Source organism: Amycolatopsis sp. NPDC006131, from assembly GCF_040614175.1.
Classification (GTDB): Bacteria; Actinomycetota; Actinomycetes; order Mycobacteriales; family Pseudonocardiaceae; genus Amycolatopsis_E; species Amycolatopsis_E tucumanensis.
Genome location: NZ_JBEXTX010000078.1, coordinates 22,619 through 39,569 on the forward strand (window position 1 = coordinate 22,619; position 16,951 = coordinate 39,569).

Here is a 16,951-nt window from a genome sequence, read left to right on the forward strand (position 1 = left end):
ATCTGGCACGCGCCTCGGAACTCCTGAGCTGCCCACGCCAGTACCTCGGTAGCCGCGGTCGCCAGCGTTCGGCCTGCATACGCCGCGGGGGCGACGGCGAACGGTGGTTCCCCATTGTCGCGGTGCAGCGGTCACGGTGAGGCGCAGGCGGGTGAAAGTAGTACTGGCTCTACCCGCCGGTGGTTCACCTTTCCGATGTCCCTGCGGTCGTGGTCCGGCGCAGCGCGTACCCCGGTTTCCGGTGTCCGGCGCGGGCCTTGCGCTGGTGCCCACTCAGGACGACTCGCCGTGGTCGGCAATAAACGCGACCTCATTTGAGGCCTGGTCTATAGTCGTCTCGAGAGAAGGAGGCAGCTTGACTCATGCGCACGGCCTGCCTGACCGCGGCGACCTCGATGGATGGCTGACTTGGGCAACACAGCAGCTGGAACCCCTCGATCTCACGGTGGACCTGTTGCATCGGGTCGCCGAGAACGGACAGCGCAAGAGGGACGGGACCAGCCCGCTGGCGCCCGCCCAGACGCCTGGGCAGGACCAGTGGAGCGAGGCTGTGATCAGCTTTCGAGAGCAGACCGGCTGGGACAAGGATGAGACTGGCGGCCTTTCCAAGACCTGGCATCCCTCGCGCAGCTTCTACGTGGTGGCGCGGGCCGGCGACGACAGCACCGGACTGCTCGGCCGCTGCCCTACGCCCAAGACAGGTCTGCGTACGGTGCTGCGCGATCTCATCGACGAGGTGCCTCGCACGGTCCCGCTGTTCGAGGTCACAGGGGCAGGGCGGCACATTCCGTCTTCAAGTGAGCCGCCCGCGCTGTGGTTGTTCATGTTCTCGTTCCGTGACGGCGTCGTCTACTCGGAACTGTCCAGGCCTGCGGAGCGGGTGGAGGACAAGATCACGAAGTATCACCAGCGGATCCCGCTCCCCCCGCTGCCGTACACGCACGCCGATACTAGTGTGATCATCACCCCCGACGATGATCTGGACGCAGGGCCAGACATCGACGTCCAACCGATCTAGTGCAGAGGAGCGGAGTTCTCACGTGTCCGTCTCACCGTCACGTCTCACCCTGGCGCGCAAGTTGCGCGGACTGACGCTGGCAGAGCTTGGGCGTATGACGGACTTGAGCCCGCAGACGATCAACCGCTGGGAGAAGGGCCACCAAGACCCGACACCGGAGAGTCTCGACCGCCTGGCCGAGGTTCTCCGCCTTCCCGTCGAGTATTTCATGCAAGCGGAGGTCGGCCCGATTCCGGTTGCAGCCGTGAGTTTCCGTGCACTCACCAAGACCCCGGCGTTCCGGCGCGACGCCGTGCTCGCGGCAGGGGAGATCGCCAGGGAGATCGCGAACTGGATCACCGAGCGATACCGGCTTCCCGCGGTCGATGTTCCTTCACTCAACCTGCCGCAGGACGCGACTCTGCACGACATCGAGACGATCGCGCTCCGTGTCCGAAGCCAATGGAACCTCGACCAGCGGCCGATACCGAACATGGTCCATCTGCTCGAAGCACACGGCGTCCGAGTGTTCTCACTGGTGCAGGAAATCCGCGACGTCGACGCGTTCTCTCTGTACATCGAGAACGAGCCGTTCATCTTCATCGACACCGGCAAGACCGCAGAACGACAGCGCTTCGACGCGGCACATGAACTCGGACACCTGGTCATGCATCAAGGCCGAGAACGAGCACAAGGCCGCGAAGCCGAGCGTCAAGCCGACCGATTCGCCGCCGCGTTCCTGATGCCCAGAGCGGACGTCCTGGCGCACAACCTGCGCAACGCCAGTCCGGATCAGCTCATCCGGGCGAGTCGCAGGTGGCGTGTATCGGCCATGGCGCTCACCCACCGCCTCAGCGAACTCGGCTTGCTGACCGAGTGGGGTTATCGGAGCGCATGCGTTGAACTGGCCAAGCGCGGATACCGCCGGAGCGAACCTGGCAGCGATCTCCTGCCCGAGTCATCACAGATCTTGGAGAAGGTGCTTGCGCACCTTCGTGCGAACGGCTCAGGCGTGACCGCGATCGTCGAGAGCCTCAAGCTCACTTACGACGAGTTCAATCGACACGTCTTCGGATTGGCTAGAACAGTGAGCCCGGGAAGCGGTGGAAGACCGGCCAATGCCGCTCCTTCGCGTAAAGATCATCTCCGCCTGGTGTCTATCAACCCCTGACTCTGCAGACACTTGAGGCGGCCGCGATCGGCGCTGGATGTGGTACGCGAGGTTCACCGACACATCCGCGCGACGGCGACCACCGAGCCCTCTGATCACGTTCAACCAACGGCGCGCCACCGGCGGGCTGGACGTCAGGTCCAGGCGCCGCCCGAGCCTCGGCCGGTTCCTGCCCACGCTCGTGCCACCCGACGGACTCGGGGCGGCTCCCGTGTGCGGAGCCGCCCCGAGCGGGCTGGGTTTCCCTGACTGAGTCCAACCCTGTCCGCCGGCCGATCGAGGGCCGGAGGTTCTGCCGCGTCAGGCGCCGATGCGGCCACCGTCGGTGGGGTGGACGCTGACCACGGACGGGCGGACCAGGTGGCCGGGACCGTCGGGCCAGGTCGAGCCCGGCTTCTCCACACTGGCGCCGTCGAGTTCGCCCGGGTGCTGCACGGCGACGAGGACGCGGCGTTCGGAGATGATCGGGCCGCAGGTTTCCGCGCCGACCGGGACGGTGAGGAACTGCTTGACCTGTCCCCTGTTGGGCCCGTCGATGGCGACGCCGAAGAGACCGTCGTTGGATTTCAGGGCGTTGCCGTCGGTGGCGATCCAGAGGTTGCCGTGCGGGTCGAAGGCGACGTTGTCGGGGCAGGAGATCGGGCTGACCTGGTCCTTGGGAAACCCGGCGAAGTAGGTGCTGGGGTCGGCCGGGTCGCCGCAGACCAGGAACAGTCGCCAGCGGAAGCTGGTTGCGGCGGCGTCGTTGCCGGACTCGATGACTTCCATGACCTGGCCGTGCCGGTTGCCGGTGCGGGGGTTGGCCTCGTCGGGGCCGGCCTTGCCTGCGGCGCCGCGGTCGGAGTTGTTGGTCAGGGCGACATAGACGATCCCGGTGCGGGGATGGGGTTCGACGTCCTCGGGCCGGTCCATCTTGGTCGCCCCGGCCTTGTCGGCGGCGAGCCGGGTGTAGACGTAGACCTCCTCGGCGGTCATGCCGTCGACGAAGGACCTGGTGCCGCTGGCGAGCGGGATCCACTGTCCGTTGCCGTCGAACTCGCCGTCGGAGGGCAGTTTCCCGGATCCGTCGATCTCGCCGGCGGGGCTGTCGCCAGCGAACTTGGCGACGTAGAGGGTGCCCTCGTCGAGCAGGGTGCGGTTGTGCCGCCGGGCGCTCTGGCTGTTGCCCTTCTTGACCCGGTTCTTGGACACGTACTTGTAGAAGTAGTCGAACCGTTCGTCGTCGCCCATGTAGAGCACGACGCGACCGTCGCGGGTCAGGCGCGGTTCCGCCGCCTCGTGCTTGAACCGGCCCAGCGCGGTGAGCTTGCGCGGCTTGGCGGCCGGGTCGAAGGGATCGATCTCGACGATCCAGCCGTGCCGGTTGACCTCGTTGGGTTCCCGGGACACGTCGAACCGCTTGTCGAAGCGTTCCCATTTGCGCTCGCTGGCCAGGCCGCGCAGGCCGTAGCGCGCGAGGCGGGCCTTGGTGGCAGGGTCGGTGACCAGGTCGGCGTTGCCGAAGTACTGGTTGAAGTTCTCCTCGCCGGAGAGCACGGTGCCCCACGGCGTCATCCCGCCGCCGCAGTTGTTCAGCGTGCCCAAAACCGTCCTGCCTGCCGGGTCCGCCGAGGTCTTCAGCAGCGCGCTGCCCGCGGCCGGGCCGGTGAACTCGATCGGCGTGGTGGCCGTGACCCGCCGGTTGAGCCGGTGCCCCCGCACCGGGGACAGTCGGCCGTTCCGGCGGTTCTCCTCAAGCGCGACCACGGACATGCCGTGCGCGGCCCAGGCGATCTCGACCTGCGCACGGGTGGGGTTCGCCGCGTCGTATCCGGCGAACATCAGAACCTCGTCGGTGTACTCGTGGTTGGCGACCAGGATCTTGCGGTCGCGCTCCCCGGGCAGGTCAAGCAGCGCCAGGTAGTCGCAGTTCTAGCCGAACTGGCGGGCCTGCGCGGCAGCGCTCTGCCCGGCCGGGGAGAACTGCGCAGCGCCGGCCAGCACCGGGTCGCCCCAGCGGATGACCACCTCCTGCTCGTATCCCGGTGGGATGATCACCGCGTCGGCGGTGTTGGGGGCCACCGGCGCGAAGCGCAGTCCCGGCGGCACGGCGCCCGGCCCGGGGTTGCCCGTCGTGGTCGCGGGGGCCGCGGATGCGGTGCCCGTCAGCACGGCCGTCCCGGCGACGGCTCCGGCGGCCAGAGTCACCACCGCACCGGCGCGCAGCATCGAGCGGCGCGACAGCGCACCGGTGATGACGTCGCCCAGGTAGGGGTTGTCCGACGTGTTCGGCGCCGGGTGGAAGCAGGCGTCGCCACAGCGGTAGCGGCACGTCATGGCCGCCCGGCCACCCTCGTGGGAGGCCAGCAGGGGCAACGGCACTGTTCTGTGCCCGGGTTCGGATCGGGGCGCCACGGAACCTCCAAAGCAGTCCATTCGGGATCGAAACCCACGATCACTAGATCGGTGGATCTCGATCCAGGACGTTAGGCGGTGATCGGACAATCCCGGCGACCGGGAGATGAACTCCAGGCGAACGCTGCCGTGCGGCTACGTCCGCACGGGAGCGGTGGTGGGCCGCTGCTGCCGCGTCCACGCCTGGGTGGCGATCTGGATCGCGTCGAAGGGGCTGCCCAGCGGAGGTGTGTAGGACAGGTCGAGGTCTTCGACCTCCGCGACGGTCATGCCGTGGTAGAGCGCCGTGGCGAAGGTGTCGATGCGCTTGTGCACGGCCGAGCCGAGGTGACCGAGCATCTGGGCGCCGAGGAGTCTGCCGCTGCGGGTGTCGCCGGTGATGCGCAACCGGATCGGCCGTGCCCCGGGGTAGTAGGCCTTGTGGTCGTCGGCGGCGATGTCGACGGTGGCGGGCTGGAAGCCGGCGGCGGCTGCCTCGTGCTCGCGCAGCCCGGTCCGGGCGATGGCGAGGTCGAAGACCTTGAGCACCTGGGTGCCCAGCGATCCGGCGAAGGCGCGGTGGCCGCCGAGCGCGTTCTCTCCAGCGACGCGGCCCTGTTTGTGCGCGGTCGTGCCGAGTGGCAGGTAGGCGTCGCTGTTGAGGACGCGGTGGTAGGTGTGCACGCAGTCGCCGGCGGCGAAAATGCCGTCCACGTTGGTGCGCATCCCGCGGTCCACCGCGATGGCACCGCGGGTGCCGAGCGTGACGCCCGCGGTTTCGGCCAGGGCGGTGTCGGGGCGGACGCCGACCACGACGAGGACCAGGTCAGTGTCGCGGTCGAAGCCGTTGCTGCCACGCACGCGCAGGGCCGCGCCGTGGCGTTCGATGCGCTGGACCGTGGTGCCGGTGTGCACGGCGACGCCGTGGGTGTCCAGTTCCGCGGCGACCAGGTCGCCCAGGGTTGTGTCTACTGTGGACAGGACCTGGGGCAGCTGCTCGACCAGGGTGACGTCGAGGCCGCGGGTGTGCAGGGCCTCGGCCATTTCCAGGCCGATGTAGCCGGCGCCGACGATGACCGCCGAGGTCGCCCCGCCGTCCAGTGTGGAGGTGAGGGCGAACGTGTCGTCCATGGTGTGCAAGAGGTGCACGCCGTCGGCCGGGCCGAGGTCGGCGAGACCGTCGATCGGCGGGCGCACGGGGACGGCGCCGGTGCCGATGACCAGCTGGTCGTAGCCGAGGTGCTCGGTGTACCCGCGCTCGGTGTGGACCGTGACGGTCCGCTCGACCGGGTCGATCGCGAGGGCCCGCGTGTCGAGCATGAGGTCGAGGCCGGCGCTCTCGAGGTCGGCGCGGGTGCGGTGGGCCAGGGATCGCCAGTCGCCGACCTCGCCGGAGACGTGGTAGGGGATGCCGCAGATGGAGAAGTTCGGGTAGCCGTCGGCCACCACGAGCAGTGGCCGGATCGCGGGGTCGAGTTCGTGGGCGCGCAGGCCGGCGCTGATTCCGGCGTCGCTGCCGCCGATCACGAGCAGGCGGGTCACGGGCGTTCCTCCAGGAGGTCGGTGATGTCGGCGACGGCGGCGCGGGCGGTGGGGCCGACGCCGATGAGGGTGGCGGAGGCGGGCCCGGTCCAGTCGCCGTAGCCGAGCAGGTGCAACCGGGGCTCGGCGACGGCACGGGTCCCCGCGGTGGGGATGTGGCCGCGCCGGGTGCGCAGCCGCAGTGGCGCGAGGTGGGCGAGAGCGGGCCGGAATCCGGTGCACCAGATCACGGCGTCGGCGGCGCGACGGGTGCCGCCCTGCCAGACCGGGCCGCTCTCGGCGAGGCGGGCGAACATCGGGAACGCCGAGAGCGCGCCGGCCTCGCGCGCGGCACGGACCGGGGGCACAGCGACGATGTCACCGAGCCCGCCGACGCCACCGGTGTCGGCTCCCCCGGTGTCGAGTGCTCGTTTGCGCCGGGTGGCGAGGTCGAACAGGGCGCGTCCGTCGATGTCGTCGGGGAGATAGCGGGGAGGCCGGCGGGTCACCCAGATGACCTCGGCCACGCCGGTGAGGTCGGCGGCGATCTGCGCGCCGGAGTTGCCACCGCCGACCACGACGACCCGTTGGCCGCGGAAGGTTTCCGGTGAGGTGTAGTCGGCGGTGTGCAGTTGCTTGCCTGCGAACACCTCCCGGCCGGGCACGGCCGGGATGAAGGGGCGTTCCCAGGTGCCGGTCGCGCTGATGACTGCCCCGGCGATCCACGTTCCGGCGTCGGTGTCGACCCGCAGACCGCCCGCGTGTGCGTGCACGCCGTGCACCCGGACGGGACGGTGGACGGGCAGGTCGTAGTGCTGCTGGTAGGCGCGCAGGTAGGTCACGACGTGCTCAGCCGTCGGATAGCCCTGGCCGGGAAACGGTGGCATCGGCCTGCCGGGCAGTGAGCTGTGCTGGGCCGGGGAGAACAGCCGCAGCGATTCCCACCCGTGGCGCCAGGCCCCGCCCGGGCCCGGCTGGCCGTCGAGGACGACGAAGTCCAGGCCGGCCCGGCGCAGGTGGAAACCGGCCGCCGAGCCGGCCTGGCCGCCGCCGATCACGACGACCTGGGTGCGGTTCACGCCGCGGTGCGGGCGGCCCAGCGCCTACGCAGCCAGAGACTGACGTAGACCAGCCCGACCAGCACCGGGACCTCGATGAGCGGGCCGACGACTCCGGCCAGCGCCTGCCCGGAGGTCACGCCGAACACGCCGATCGCCACCGCGATGGCGAGTTCGAAGTTGTTGCCCGCGGCGGTGAAGGCCAGGGTGGTGGTGCGGGCGTAGCTGAGGCCGATGGCTTTGCCCAGGGCGTAGGACCCGGCCCACATGACCGCGAAGTAGACCAGCAGCGGCAGGGCGATCCGGGCGACGTCCAGCGGGCGCGAGGTGATCGTGTCGCCCTGCAGGGCGAAGAGCACGACGATGGTGAACAGCAGGCCGTAGAGCGCGATCGGGCCGACCTTGGGCAGGTACTTCGTCTCGTACCAGGTGCGGCCCTTGGCCTTTTCGCCGAGGCGGCGGGACAGGTAGCCGGCCAGCAGCGGGATGCCGAGGAAGATCAGCACGCTCTTGGCGATGGTCCAGGCGTTCACGTCGAGCGCGGCGGTGTCCAGGCCGAGCCAGCCGGGCAGGATCTCCAGGTAGAACCAGCCGAGCACACCGAAGGCGATCACCTGGAACACCGAGTTGAGCGCGACCAGCACCGCGGCGGCTTCGCGGTCGCCGCAGGCGAGGTCGTTCCAGATGATCACCATGGCGATGCAACGGGCGAGCCCGACGATGATCAGCCCCGTGCGGTACTCGGGCAGGTCCGGCAGCAGCAGCCAGGCCAGCGCGAACATCAGCGCGGGACCGACGAGCCAGTTCAGCACCAGCGAGGCGACCATGGTGCGCTTGTCGCGGGTGACGGTGTCCAGCCGGTCGTAGCGGACCTTGGCCAGCACCGGGTACATCATCAGCAGCAGGCCCAGCGCGATGGGCAGCGACACGTCGCCGACCTTGACCGCGTCGAGCACGCGCTGCAGGCCAGGAATGAACTTGCCCAGGAGCACGCCGGCGACCATCGCGGCGCCGATCCAGACCGGCAGGAAGCGGTCCAGAAAGGACAGCCGGTGCAGGACGGCCTCGTCGGCGGCGGACGTCGTCTCGGTCGTCTGGCTCAACACGGCCTCCTGGCATCGGACTGGTTTCGGGCGCGCTCGGCGAGCGCGGTGAGGGAGTCGGCGGCGCGCTGGACCGCCTCGGGCAGCAGCCGGTAGTAGGTGAACCGGCCCGCGGGTTCGGCCGCGACCAGCCCCGCCTCACGCAGCTGGCGCAGGTGGTTGGAGATGTTGGTCTGCTTCGCCCCGGTGGCGTCCACGAGGTGGCAGGTGCACAGCGCTTCCTCCGCCAGGAGTTCGAGGATCCGGGCACGGAGCGGATCGGCCAGCACCCGCAACGCATCAGTATCAAGTGACATCAGTCCGGAATGATACATCAGTGCTGACTGATCCGCGCTCGGGTGGCCAGCGAGCGGTCAGTCGCAGCGCGTGGGGTCGTCGTCCTCGCCGGGCTCGTCGCGCAGCGGACCGCCGGGACGCAGGAGGTGGTCCATGAGCTCCAGGGGCTCATGCACGATGCGGTACCAGCTCCAGGTGCCCCGGCGTTCCCGGCTGAGGATGCCGGCCTTGACCAGGATCTTGAGGTGGTGTGACAGCGAGGACTGCGGCATGTCGAACTCGTCGGCGAGGTCGCAGAAGCACGCCTCGCCGGCGGGCGCCTGGCGGACGAGGGAGAGCAGCTGGACCCGGACGGGGTCGCCGAGGGCCTTGAACAACGCAGCGGCCGCGGCCGCGTCGTCGCCGCGGAAGGACTGCGCCTTCGACGAAGGCAGCGGCAGGCCAGCCAGCGGTACCACCCCGTTCCTGTGCTCCGTGCGCACCTCACCCACCGCCATGATGTCATCATCATCAACGGGGATGAACGTCCGGTGAACGTGGCTCGGGTTCGGGCACGGTGAACTGGTAGCCCAGACCGCGCACGACCTTGATCCACCGCGGGTCGGCCTCGTCGTCGCCGAGGCGTTTGCGCAGCCGCAGGACATGCACGGACAGGGTGTTGCTGTGGGTGGCCGCGCCGCGATCGCCCCACACGGCCTGGAGCAGTTCCTTGCGGGTGAGCACCGCACCCGCGCGTTCGGCGAAATAGCGCAGGAGCAAGAACTCCATCGGCGGCAGTGGGACGGTCCGGCCGTCCAGCCAGAACTGCGGGACCGCCCCGTCCACCCGCAGGCGGCCCAGGTCGATGGGCAGGGGGCGCAGGTCGACCTGCTCGGGCCGGGGCGCGAACGAGCGCAGCAGCCGCAGTAACTCGCGCGGCCGGTAGGGCCGCGGCACGACCGCCGCGGCGCCGAGCTCGGTAGCGCGAACGGCGAAGTCGGCCGAGCCGGGCCCGGCCGCGGCGACGAGGGGCAGGTCGGGGTCGTGCGCGCGCAGGATGGTGAGGAACTCGGCGGCGTCCAGCCGGCCGCCGCCGGGACCCACGACCACCACGTCCGGGCAGGTCCGCCCGACCTGCAGCAGCGCCTCGGCCGGGTCCGCGCAGGCTTTCACCTCGACCGGCTGCCCGGCCAGGGCGTCCAGTAGCTCGCGGACCAGGTCGGTGTCGCGTTCGACCAGGAGCACCGCGAGGCGGCCGGCGGGGCGGCCGCCCGCCGACAGGCAGGCCCGCCGGCGGGCGTGGAACTGGGAGTTGTCCGATTCCCAGCCCTGGGTCAGCGTCCCCGACATGTGCCGTCCTCAGCCGAAGCGGCCGGTGATGTAGGCCTCGGTGCGGGGGTCGTCGGGGTTGGAGAAGATCCGCTCGGTGGTGTTGAACTCGACCAGCTGCCCGATCCGGTTGCCCCGGTCGTCGACCTCGGCGGTGAAGAACGCGGTGCGCTGGGACACCCGCGCGGCCTGCTGCATGTTGTGCGTGACGATGATGATCGTGTAGGTCTGGGCCAGCTCGTCCATCAGGTCTTCGATCTTGGCGGTGGCGATCGGGTCCAGCGCGGAGCAGGGCTCGTCCATGAGGATCACCTCGGGCTGGGTGGCGATCGCGCGGGCGATGCACAGCCGCTGCTGCTGACCGCCGGACAGGCCGGCGGCGTTCTGCTTGAGCTTGTCCTTGACCTCGTCCCAGAGGGCGGCCCCGCGCAGGGCCCGTTCCACGACCTCGTCCATGCTCGCCGGCTTCATCCCGGTGACCCGGGGCCCGTAGGCCACGTTGTCATAGATCGATTTCGGGAACGGATTCGGCTTCTGGAACACCATGCCGATGCGGCGGCGCAGTTCGATCACGTCGACCGCGGAGTCGTACATGTCGGTGCCGTGGTAGGACACCCGGCCGTGCACCGTCGCTCCGGGGATGAGGTCGTTCATCCGGTTCAGGCAGCGCAGCACCGTCGACTTGCCGCAGCCCGAGGGGCCGATCAGCGCGGTGATCTCCTTGCTGCCGAAGTCGAGGTCCACCTCGCTGACGGCGAGGAAATCGCCGTAGCTCACGCCGAGGCCGCGGGTGGTGATCACGCCGTCGGGCTCGCTGTCGGGAATCTCCGGTACCTTGCGCTGGGAGATCTCATCGAGCAGTCTCCTGCCCTGTCCGTCGGGGTTCACGCCGGTCTGCTCCACTCGTGTTCGGGTCATGCTCAGGTCTTCCTTGTGGTCGAGGGGGGTCACCAGCGTCGCTGGAACCGGTTGCGCAGCCAGATCGCCAGCCCGTTCATGGCGAGCAGGACGAGGATCAGCAGCAGGATCGTCGACCAGGCCAGGTGCTGGAACTCGATGGCGGGCAGCGACACCAGGTTGAAGATCTGCACCGGCAGCACGGTGTAACGGTCGAAGATGCCGTCCGGGTTGACCGTGACGAAGACCGTCGCGCCGACCAGGATCAAGGGCGCGGCCTCACCGATGGCGCGCGAGAGCGCCAGGATCGACCCGGTGGCGATGCCCGACACCGACGCGGGCAGCACCTGCCGCCAGGTGGTCTGCCACTGCGTGGCGCCCAGCGCGAGCGAGGCGTCCCGGATCTCGCGGGGCACGGCGCGCAGCGCCTCCCGGGTGGTGATGATGATGATCGGCAGGATCAGCAGGGCCAGCGCCACCGAACCGGCCAGCGCGACCGCGCCGACCGACAACGGCCCGCGCACCACGAACGCCAGGGTGAGAATGCCGTAGATCACCGTGGGCACCGCGACCAGGTTCTGGATGTTGAGCTCGATGAGCCGGTTCCACCACTTGGTGTTGTCGGCGTACTCCTCCAGGTAGATCGCCGCGGCGATGCCCAGCGGCAGCGCGAGCACGATCGTCCCGGCCATCACCCACAGCGTGCCGAAGATCGCCGACTGCACGCCCGAGGTCGCCGGCCGCAGCTTCGAAGGCTGGTTGCCGATCAGGTTGCCGTCGAACCGGGCCAGCCCTTCGGAGATGATCACGACCAGCACCGTGCACAGGAACAGGCACGCGATCGCCAGGCACGCCCACAGCAGGCCCGCGAACACCGCGGAGCGGACGTCGAACCGGCGGCGGCCGGTGAGCGTGGCGGCGCTGTCGTACTCCAGCAACGTCATCAGTAGGCCTGCCTGTACTTGCGGACCAGCGCGATGCTGATCATGTTGATCACCAGCGTGATGAGGAACAGCAGGGCGCCCACCGCGAACAGCGAGTAGTACACCGGGCTGCCCTGCGGGGCGTCCCCGCTGGCGACCTGCGCGATGAACCCGGTCATCGTCTGGGCGCCGACCAGCGGGTTGAGGGTGAACTGCGGCTGGTTGCCCGCGGCGATCGCCACGATCATCGTCTCCCCGACCGCCCGGGAGATGCCGAGCACGATGGCGGCGACGATGCCCGACAACGCGGCCGGGAACACCACCCGCAGCGTCGTCTTCATCCGGTTTGCGCCCAGCGCGTAGGACCCTTCCCGCAGCGAGCCGGGCACCGCAGACATCGCGTCCTCGGACAGCGACGCAACGGTCGGCACGATCATGAAACCCATCACCAGGCCCGGGGAGAGGTTGTTGAAGATCGCCGCACCGACGACGTCCTGCAACACCGGGGTCAGGATGGTCAGCGCGAACACGCCGTAGACCACGGTCGGCACGCCGGCCAGGATCTCCAGCACCGGCTTGAGCACCTTGCGGGTGCGCGGGCCGGCGTACTCCGACAGGTAGATCGCCGCACCGAGCCCGATCGGAACCGCCACCACCAGTGCGATCAGCGTCGTGCTCGCCGTGCCCAGCACCAGCGGCAGCACGCCCCAGTTCTTGTCGTCCCACACGGCCTTGTCGCCGAACCCGGCCGTCCAGCTCGTGCCAGTCAGGAACTCGCCGAACCCGACGTGGCTGAAGAAGGTGACCAGCGGCGCCAGCAACGCGACCGCGATCCCGACCGTCACCGCCACCGACACCAGCGCCGACCCGCCCAGCCCCGCCAGGATGAGCCGTTCCCCGATCCGGCTCCGCTTGCGGCGCAGGTCGACCGGACGGCCGTCCGAAGGCGGGCTCCCCGCACCCGGGGAGCCCGCCGTGACCGGTCCAGCGACCATCAGGCGCCGGCCTTGGTCTTGAGTGCCTGCAGCTCGGTCTGCGCTGTGGTCACCTGCGCCTGCGTCAGCGGGATGAACTTGGCCGCCTCGACGATCTCGGTGTTCTTCTCCAGGTAGAACTCGGCGAACTTGAGCACCTGCGGCTTCTTCAGCCCGGCGTCGGAGACGTAGATGAACAGCGGACGCGACAGCGGCTTGTAGGTCCCGTCCTGCGCCGTCTGCACCGACGGGGCGACGCACCCGTTGCCACCATCGACCTTGACGGCCTTGATCTTGTCGGCGTTGGCCTCCAGGTAGGAGAAGCCGAAGTAGCCCAGCGCACCCTTGGTCGCCGACACGCCCTGCACCGTGACGTTGTCGTCCTCAGTCGGGTTGTAGTCGGTGCGGCTGTCACCCTCCTTGCCGTTGATCGCCTCGGTGAAGTAGTCGAAGGTGCCCGAGTCCGAACCGGCGCCGAACAGCTGCAGCGGCTCGTTTGGGAACGACGGGTCCACCTCGTTCCAGTTCTTCACCGTCGAGCCCGGCGCCCAGATCTTCTTCAGCTGTTCCACGGTCAGGCACTCGGCCCAGGTGTTGTCCTTGTTGATCACCACGCTCAGTGCGTCGTTGGCGACCAGCAGCTCACTGAAGGCGATGTTCTTCGAGGCGCATTCCGCCTTCTCCGAGTCCTTGATCGGACGGGAGGCGTCGGAGATGTCGGTCTCGCCCGCGCAGAACTTCTTGAAGCCCCCACCGGTGCCGGAGGTTCCGACGGTGACGTTGGTGTCCGGGTTCTCGCTCATGAACAGCTCGGCCGCGGCCGAGGACAACGGCTCCACCGTGCTCGACCCGTCGATCACGACCGGCCCGGACACCGCCTCGCCGCCGGCCGCGCCGTCGTCTCCGCTGCCACCACACGCGGCCAGGGTGAGCCCGGCTGCCATCACGACGGCCGCAGCCCGCGCCCGCTTGAACTGGCGGATGGTCACTTGGTGTGCCTCCTGCTAAGGGTCCCCGGCACGCGCGCGCCGGGAGGATCCGTCCGCCCCGCGGTCGCGAGGCCCCTGAATCGAATAATTTCGTTCTAAACGGAAGATGAACGAAGCGTGAAGGCGGGGCCTCGAATCGAAAAATGTCGTTCCAGCAGCTAGGCGTCGAGCGCCGCCGGCGCCAGCAGGAGCGCGCGCGCCTCGTCCAGGCGATCCGGCAGCAATTCGTACCAGACCCACGTGCCCCGGCGCTCGCCGCGCACGAGGCCGGCCCGGCTCAGAATGCCCAGGTGATGGCTCACAGTGGACTGAGAGAGCGCAGCTCGCTCGGCCAGATCGCAGACACAGACCTGCCTGCCGCCCGCCAGGAGTGTCAGCAGGCGCAGGCGGGCGGGGCTCGAGAGCGCTTTGAAGGCGGCGGCGACATCGTCCGCCACACTGTCGGGCATCGCGGCGACGGCATCGGGCACGCAGCGCTCGTGACGGTGGTCGTTCACCGGATCAAGGCCGGCGAGCTTCGTCATGAGGCAAAGACTAAGTCATGGATTGACCAATGTCGATCCAAGGGTTGACAGCGATCTCGCCGCCCTGCTGTCCTTGTTTCGACAAAACTCGATCCAGGGCGGATCGTACTCGGAGGGGCACCACCATGACGCGCGCCAGCGGCCTACCTCAGCATGACCTGCACGTTCAACTCGACCGGATCGTCGAGGAACTGTCCGACACCTTCCACGGCGTCTTCGGCCCGGAGACGGTCCGCCGCTACGTCGACGAGACCCACACCCTGCTTCGCGCCCAGGCCACCGTGACCACGCACCTGGTGACCCTCACTGCACGCTTCGCCAAGCAGCGCCTCACCGACCACGGTCACGCGCTCGGTCTCGCGCGAGTCGCCGTGCCGCAAGTGCTGTTCATCTGCGTGCACAACATCGGGCGCTCCCAGATGGCCGCGGCGCTGCTCGACCACCACGCCTCCGGCAAGGTCGCGGTGCGCTCGGCCGGGTCACAGCCGCAGAACCACATCCCCCAGCAGATCGTCGACACCCTGGGAGAGATCGGGGTTCCGCTGACGCACGCCTACCCGAAGCCGCTCACCGACGAGGTCGTGCGTGCCGCCGACGTCGTGGTGACCATGGGCTGCGGGGACGCCTGCCCGGTGTATCCGGGCAAGCAGTACCTCGACTGGCAGATCGACGATCCGGTGGGCAAGCCGATCGAGCAGGTCCGGCCCATCCGGGACGAGATCGACCGGCGCATCCGCGACCTGCTGTCCGAACTGCTCGGCGAAGCCTGACTCGCCGATGCCGGGACAGTTCCTCGGCACCCTCGCCGGCTTCATGGTGGTGCTGGCCCTGTTCACTTTCGGCCTGACCAAGATCGCCGGCCTGTGGAGATCGCGAGCACGCCTGTGGGAACGGGCGGCGGTCGCCACCGGGTGGGCCAGCCTGGGATTCTGCGTCACCCTCGTGATCTCGACCGCCTACTTCGCCATGGCCTCCTGAGCGGAGTCGGTCACCGGATGTTCACCTGGATCGGGCATTATCGAACCAAGCACCTCTGCCGATCCTCAAGGAGCACCCGGTGACCGACATTCCCGAGGTCCTGTTCGTCTGCGTGCACAACGCCGGCCGGTCCCAGATGGCCGCCGCCCTGCTGCAGCACTACGCCCTGGGCCGCGTCGCCGTGCGTTCCGCCGGTTCGGAACCGGGCGAGAAGGTCAACCCGGCCGCCGCTCAGGCACTGGCCGAGTGGGGGCTGGACATCACCGCCGAGGTGCCCAGCAAGCTGACCACCGAGGATGTCGAAGCCTCCGACGTGGTGATCACCATGGGCTGCGGCGACACCTGCCCGGTCTTCCCCGGCAAGCGCTACCTGGACTGGCAGCTCGACGACCCGGCCGGCAAGCCCGTCGAGGAGGTCCGCCCGGTCCGCGACGACATCGACCGCCGCGTGCGCGCCCTGCTGGCCGAACTGCTCGACCAGTAAGAGCCCATCAGCTCTCGGCCGGCGCGAGCGCGGCCGAGAGTTGCGCCATCGCCGCGGGCACGGCGCGGTAGTAGATCCAGGTGCCGCGCCGTTCGCCCGTGATCAGCCCCGCCTCCCGCAGCACCTTCAGGTGGTGCGAGATCGTCGGGCCGGTCAGCTCGAACCCCTCGGTCAGGTCGCACACGCACGCCTCGCCTTCGGCATGCGAGGCGATCAGCGACAGCAGCCGCAGCCGGACCGGGTCGGCCACCGCCTTGAACCCGCGCGCCAGCGCCTCCGCCTGCCCCGCCGACAGCGCCGTCTGGCTCATCGGCGGGCAGCACGCCACGAGGTGGTTCAGCAACAGCTCCTGGTTCGACACCTCTCTATCTTGACGCTCATCGATTCAGAAGCGCAAGCTGTCTCGACAGTCTTCGAATCAGCTGCGAGGTGTGGCTCATGGACGGGAAGGCATTGCGAGACGAGGTCCGCCGGCGCTACGCCGCCGCCGCGGTCTCCGTGACCGCGGGAAGCGCGTCCTGCTGCGACGGCGGCTCATGCGGGACTCCTTGGTACGGCGACACCGAGCGGGCCGAACTGCCCGCGGACGCGGTGGCGGCCAGTCTGGGCTGCGGCAACCCGCTGGCCGTGGCCGAGCTGCGGGAGGGCGAGACCGTGCTCGACCTCGGCTCCGGCGGTGGCATCGACGTGCTGCTGTCCGCGAAGCGGGTCAGTCCGGCGGGCAAGGTCTACGGGCTGGACATGACCGAGGAGATGCTCGCGCTCGCGCTGGCCAACGCCGAGAAGGCCGGCGCGGCGAACGTCGAGTTCCTCAAGGGCCACATCGAGGCGATCCCGCTCCCGGCGAACCGGGTCGACGTGATCATCTCCAACTGTGTGATCAACCTGTCGGTGGACAAACCCGCGGTGTTCGCGGAGATGTTCCGCGTGCTCAGGCCCGGCGGACGGCTCGGCATCAGCGACGTCGTCGCCGAGGACCACCTCACCGCCGCGGACCGGGCCGAGCGCGGCGAGTACACCGCCTGCATCGCGGGTGCCCTCACCTTCGCCGAGTACCGGGCCGGTCTGGCCGGCGCCGGATTCGCCGACATCGAGATCACGCCGACGCACGAGGCCGCCGACAGCATGCACTCGGCGATCGTGCGCGCCACCAAGCCCCGCGACGCGGGCGCGCGGCGGGAGCTGGCGACGGCGGTCACCAAGGGCGGGTGCTGCGGCTGAGACCCGCCTCGGTCCGGCGGTGTCACGTTGGGCGTGGAAGGGACGGGTCATGGACCGGCGAGCCGTGCACGAGCAGTGGGAACGTGACCGCGCCGGTGCGCGAGCCGGTGAGCACGGCCGAGCTGGCGGCGGTGGCGGCCAACGCGGCGTGCGC

At 69.4% G+C, this 16,951-nt stretch carries 18 protein-coding genes and 1 pseudogene; 6 read left to right on the plus strand and 13 right to left on the minus strand.

What is annotated here, in order from left to right; translation table 11 throughout:
• Positions 1 to 355 precede the first annotated feature (355 nt).
• Both ABZ215_RS30820 and ABZ215_RS30825 read left to right on the plus strand, forming a co-directional pair.
• A complete protein-coding gene (locus ABZ215_RS30820) occupies positions 356 to 1,018 on the plus strand; it encodes a hypothetical protein (RefSeq protein ID WP_354953585.1) in 663 nt (220 codons plus the stop codon).
• Between the two features lie 22 nt (positions 1,019 to 1,040).
• On the plus strand, positions 1,041 to 2,168 hold the full coding sequence (locus tag ABZ215_RS30825) for an XRE family transcriptional regulator (protein ID WP_354953587.1): 1,128 nt from the start codon (positions 1,041 to 1,043) through the stop codon (positions 2,166 to 2,168).
• Between the two features lie 300 nt (positions 2,169 to 2,468).
• Here ABZ215_RS30825 and ABZ215_RS30830 read toward each other — a convergent pair.
• From ABZ215_RS30830 to ABZ215_RS30885, 12 genes and pseudogenes are all read right to left on the minus strand, one after another.
• Positions 2,469 to 4,484: pseudogene (locus ABZ215_RS30830) on the minus strand (PhoX family phosphatase).
• A gap of 213 nt (positions 4,485 to 4,697) precedes the next feature.
• On the minus strand, positions 4,698 to 6,083 hold the full coding sequence (locus tag ABZ215_RS30835) for an FAD-dependent oxidoreductase (protein WP_354953589.1): 1,386 nt from the start codon (positions 6,081 to 6,083) through the stop codon (positions 4,698 to 4,700).
• Entirely contained in the window at positions 6,080 to 7,141 is a 1,062-nt protein-coding gene (locus ABZ215_RS30840; protein WP_354953591.1) for an ArsO family NAD(P)H-dependent flavin-containing monooxygenase, read from the minus strand. Before ABZ215_RS30840 ends, ABZ215_RS30835 begins: the two co-directional genes overlap by 4 nt.
• Positions 7,138 to 8,223 (minus strand): ACR3 family arsenite efflux transporter, encoded by a 1,086-nt coding sequence (arsB, locus tag ABZ215_RS30845; RefSeq protein ID WP_354953593.1) that lies wholly within the window; start codon positions 8,221 to 8,223, stop codon positions 7,138 to 7,140. Before arsB ends, ABZ215_RS30840 begins: the two co-directional genes overlap by 4 nt.
• Positions 8,220 to 8,519, minus strand: a complete 300-nt coding sequence (locus ABZ215_RS30850) for a metalloregulator ArsR/SmtB family transcription factor (RefSeq protein WP_354953595.1) — start codon at positions 8,517 to 8,519, stop codon at positions 8,220 to 8,222. The genes arsB and ABZ215_RS30850 overlap by 4 nt, the downstream gene beginning before the upstream one ends.
• Positions 8,520 to 8,576: 57 nt before the next feature.
• The gene (locus ABZ215_RS30855; RefSeq protein ID WP_354953597.1) at positions 8,577 to 8,996 is read right to left on the minus strand and encodes a metalloregulator ArsR/SmtB family transcription factor; all 420 of its coding nucleotides are present in this window, start codon (positions 8,994 to 8,996) and stop codon (positions 8,577 to 8,579) included.
• A 13-nt stretch (positions 8,997 to 9,009) separates the two neighbouring features.
• A complete protein-coding gene (locus ABZ215_RS30860; RefSeq protein WP_354953599.1) occupies positions 9,010 to 9,828 on the minus strand; it encodes a response regulator transcription factor in 819 nt (272 codons plus the stop codon).
• A gap of 9 nt (positions 9,829 to 9,837) precedes the next feature.
• On the minus strand, positions 9,838 to 10,725 hold the full coding sequence (pstB, locus tag ABZ215_RS30865) for a phosphate ABC transporter ATP-binding protein PstB (protein WP_354953601.1): 888 nt from the start codon (positions 10,723 to 10,725) through the stop codon (positions 9,838 to 9,840).
• A gap of 29 nt (positions 10,726 to 10,754) precedes the next feature.
• Complete coding sequence (pstA, locus tag ABZ215_RS30870; protein ID WP_354953603.1) at positions 10,755 to 11,648, minus strand: phosphate ABC transporter permease PstA; 894 nt, start codon at positions 11,646 to 11,648, stop codon at positions 10,755 to 10,757.
• Positions 11,648 to 12,622, minus strand: a complete 975-nt coding sequence (gene pstC, locus ABZ215_RS30875; protein WP_354953605.1) for a phosphate ABC transporter permease subunit PstC — start codon at positions 12,620 to 12,622, stop codon at positions 11,648 to 11,650. The genes pstA and pstC overlap by 1 nt, the downstream gene beginning before the upstream one ends.
• A complete protein-coding gene (locus tag ABZ215_RS30880; protein WP_354953607.1) occupies positions 12,622 to 13,590 on the minus strand; it encodes a PstS family phosphate ABC transporter substrate-binding protein in 969 nt (322 codons plus the stop codon). The genes pstC and ABZ215_RS30880 overlap by 1 nt, the downstream gene beginning before the upstream one ends.
• A gap of 158 nt (positions 13,591 to 13,748) precedes the next feature.
• Positions 13,749 to 14,114, minus strand: a complete 366-nt coding sequence (locus tag ABZ215_RS30885; protein ID WP_354953609.1) for a metalloregulator ArsR/SmtB family transcription factor — start codon at positions 14,112 to 14,114, stop codon at positions 13,749 to 13,751.
• A gap of 125 nt (positions 14,115 to 14,239) precedes the next feature.
• Here ABZ215_RS30885 and ABZ215_RS30890 point away from each other — a divergent pair, with 125 nt between their 5' ends.
• The 3 genes from ABZ215_RS30890 (at position 14,240) to ABZ215_RS30900 (ending at position 15,576) form a co-directional block, all read left to right on the plus strand.
• Positions 14,240 to 14,884: an arsenate reductase ArsC gene (locus ABZ215_RS30890; protein ID WP_354953611.1), complete on the plus strand. Its 645-nt coding sequence runs from the start codon at positions 14,240 to 14,242 to the stop codon at positions 14,882 to 14,884.
• Positions 14,885 to 14,891: 7 nt separating this feature from the next.
• On the plus strand, positions 14,892 to 15,092 hold the full coding sequence (locus ABZ215_RS30895; RefSeq protein ID WP_354953613.1) for a hypothetical protein: 201 nt from the start codon (positions 14,892 to 14,894) through the stop codon (positions 15,090 to 15,092).
• Between the two features lie 79 nt (positions 15,093 to 15,171).
• Positions 15,172 to 15,576 (plus strand): arsenate reductase ArsC, encoded by a 405-nt coding sequence (locus ABZ215_RS30900; protein WP_354953615.1) that lies wholly within the window; start codon positions 15,172 to 15,174, stop codon positions 15,574 to 15,576.
• 7 nt (positions 15,577 to 15,583) lie between these two features.
• Here the strand turns inward: ABZ215_RS30900 and ABZ215_RS30905 are convergent, their stop codons facing one another.
• Positions 15,584 to 15,886 (minus strand): metalloregulator ArsR/SmtB family transcription factor, encoded by a 303-nt coding sequence (locus ABZ215_RS30905; RefSeq protein WP_354953621.1) that lies wholly within the window; start codon positions 15,884 to 15,886, stop codon positions 15,584 to 15,586.
• Positions 15,887 to 16,014: 128 nt separating this feature from the next.
• On the opposite strand from ABZ215_RS30905, the gene arsM reads away from it, so the two are divergent.
• The gene (arsM, locus tag ABZ215_RS30910; protein ID WP_354953617.1) at positions 16,015 to 16,797 is read left to right on the plus strand and encodes an arsenite methyltransferase; all 783 of its coding nucleotides are present in this window, start codon (positions 16,015 to 16,017) and stop codon (positions 16,795 to 16,797) included.
• The last annotated feature ends 154 nt before the right edge of the window (positions 16,798 to 16,951 follow it).

Bases quoted from the DNA above. Each gene is read 5' to 3' on its own strand.
- ABZ215_RS30850 (WP_354953595.1), bottom strand. From the start codon at position 8,519: ATGTCACTTGATACTGATGCGTTGCGGGTGCTGGCCGATCCGCTCCGT.
- ABZ215_RS30855 (WP_354953597.1), bottom strand. From the start codon at position 8,996: ATGGCGGTGGGTGAGGTGCGCACGGAGCACAGGAACGGGGTGGTACCG.
- ABZ215_RS30860 (WP_354953599.1), bottom strand. From the start codon at position 9,828: ATGTCGGGGACGCTGACCCAGGGCTGGGAATCGGACAACTCCCAGTTC.
- pstB (WP_354953601.1), bottom strand. From the start codon at position 10,725: ATGACCCGAACACGAGTGGAGCAGACCGGCGTGAACCCCGACGGACAG.
- pstA (WP_354953603.1), bottom strand. From the start codon at position 11,648: ATGACGTTGCTGGAGTACGACAGCGCCGCCACGCTCACCGGCCGCCGC.
- pstC (WP_354953605.1), bottom strand. From the start codon at position 12,622: ATGGTCGCTGGACCGGTCACGGCGGGCTCCCCGGGTGCGGGGAGCCCG.
- ABZ215_RS30885 (WP_354953609.1), bottom strand. From the start codon at position 14,114: ATGACGAAGCTCGCCGGCCTTGATCCGGTGAACGACCACCGTCACGAG.
- ABZ215_RS30890 (WP_354953611.1), top strand. From the start codon at position 14,240: ATGACGCGCGCCAGCGGCCTACCTCAGCATGACCTGCACGTTCAACTC.
- ABZ215_RS30895 (WP_354953613.1), top strand. From the start codon at position 14,892: ATGCCGGGACAGTTCCTCGGCACCCTCGCCGGCTTCATGGTGGTGCTG.
- ABZ215_RS30905 (WP_354953621.1), bottom strand. From the start codon at position 15,886: ATGAGCCAGACGGCGCTGTCGGCGGGGCAGGCGGAGGCGCTGGCGCGC.
- arsM (WP_354953617.1), top strand. From the start codon at position 16,015: ATGGACGGGAAGGCATTGCGAGACGAGGTCCGCCGGCGCTACGCCGCC.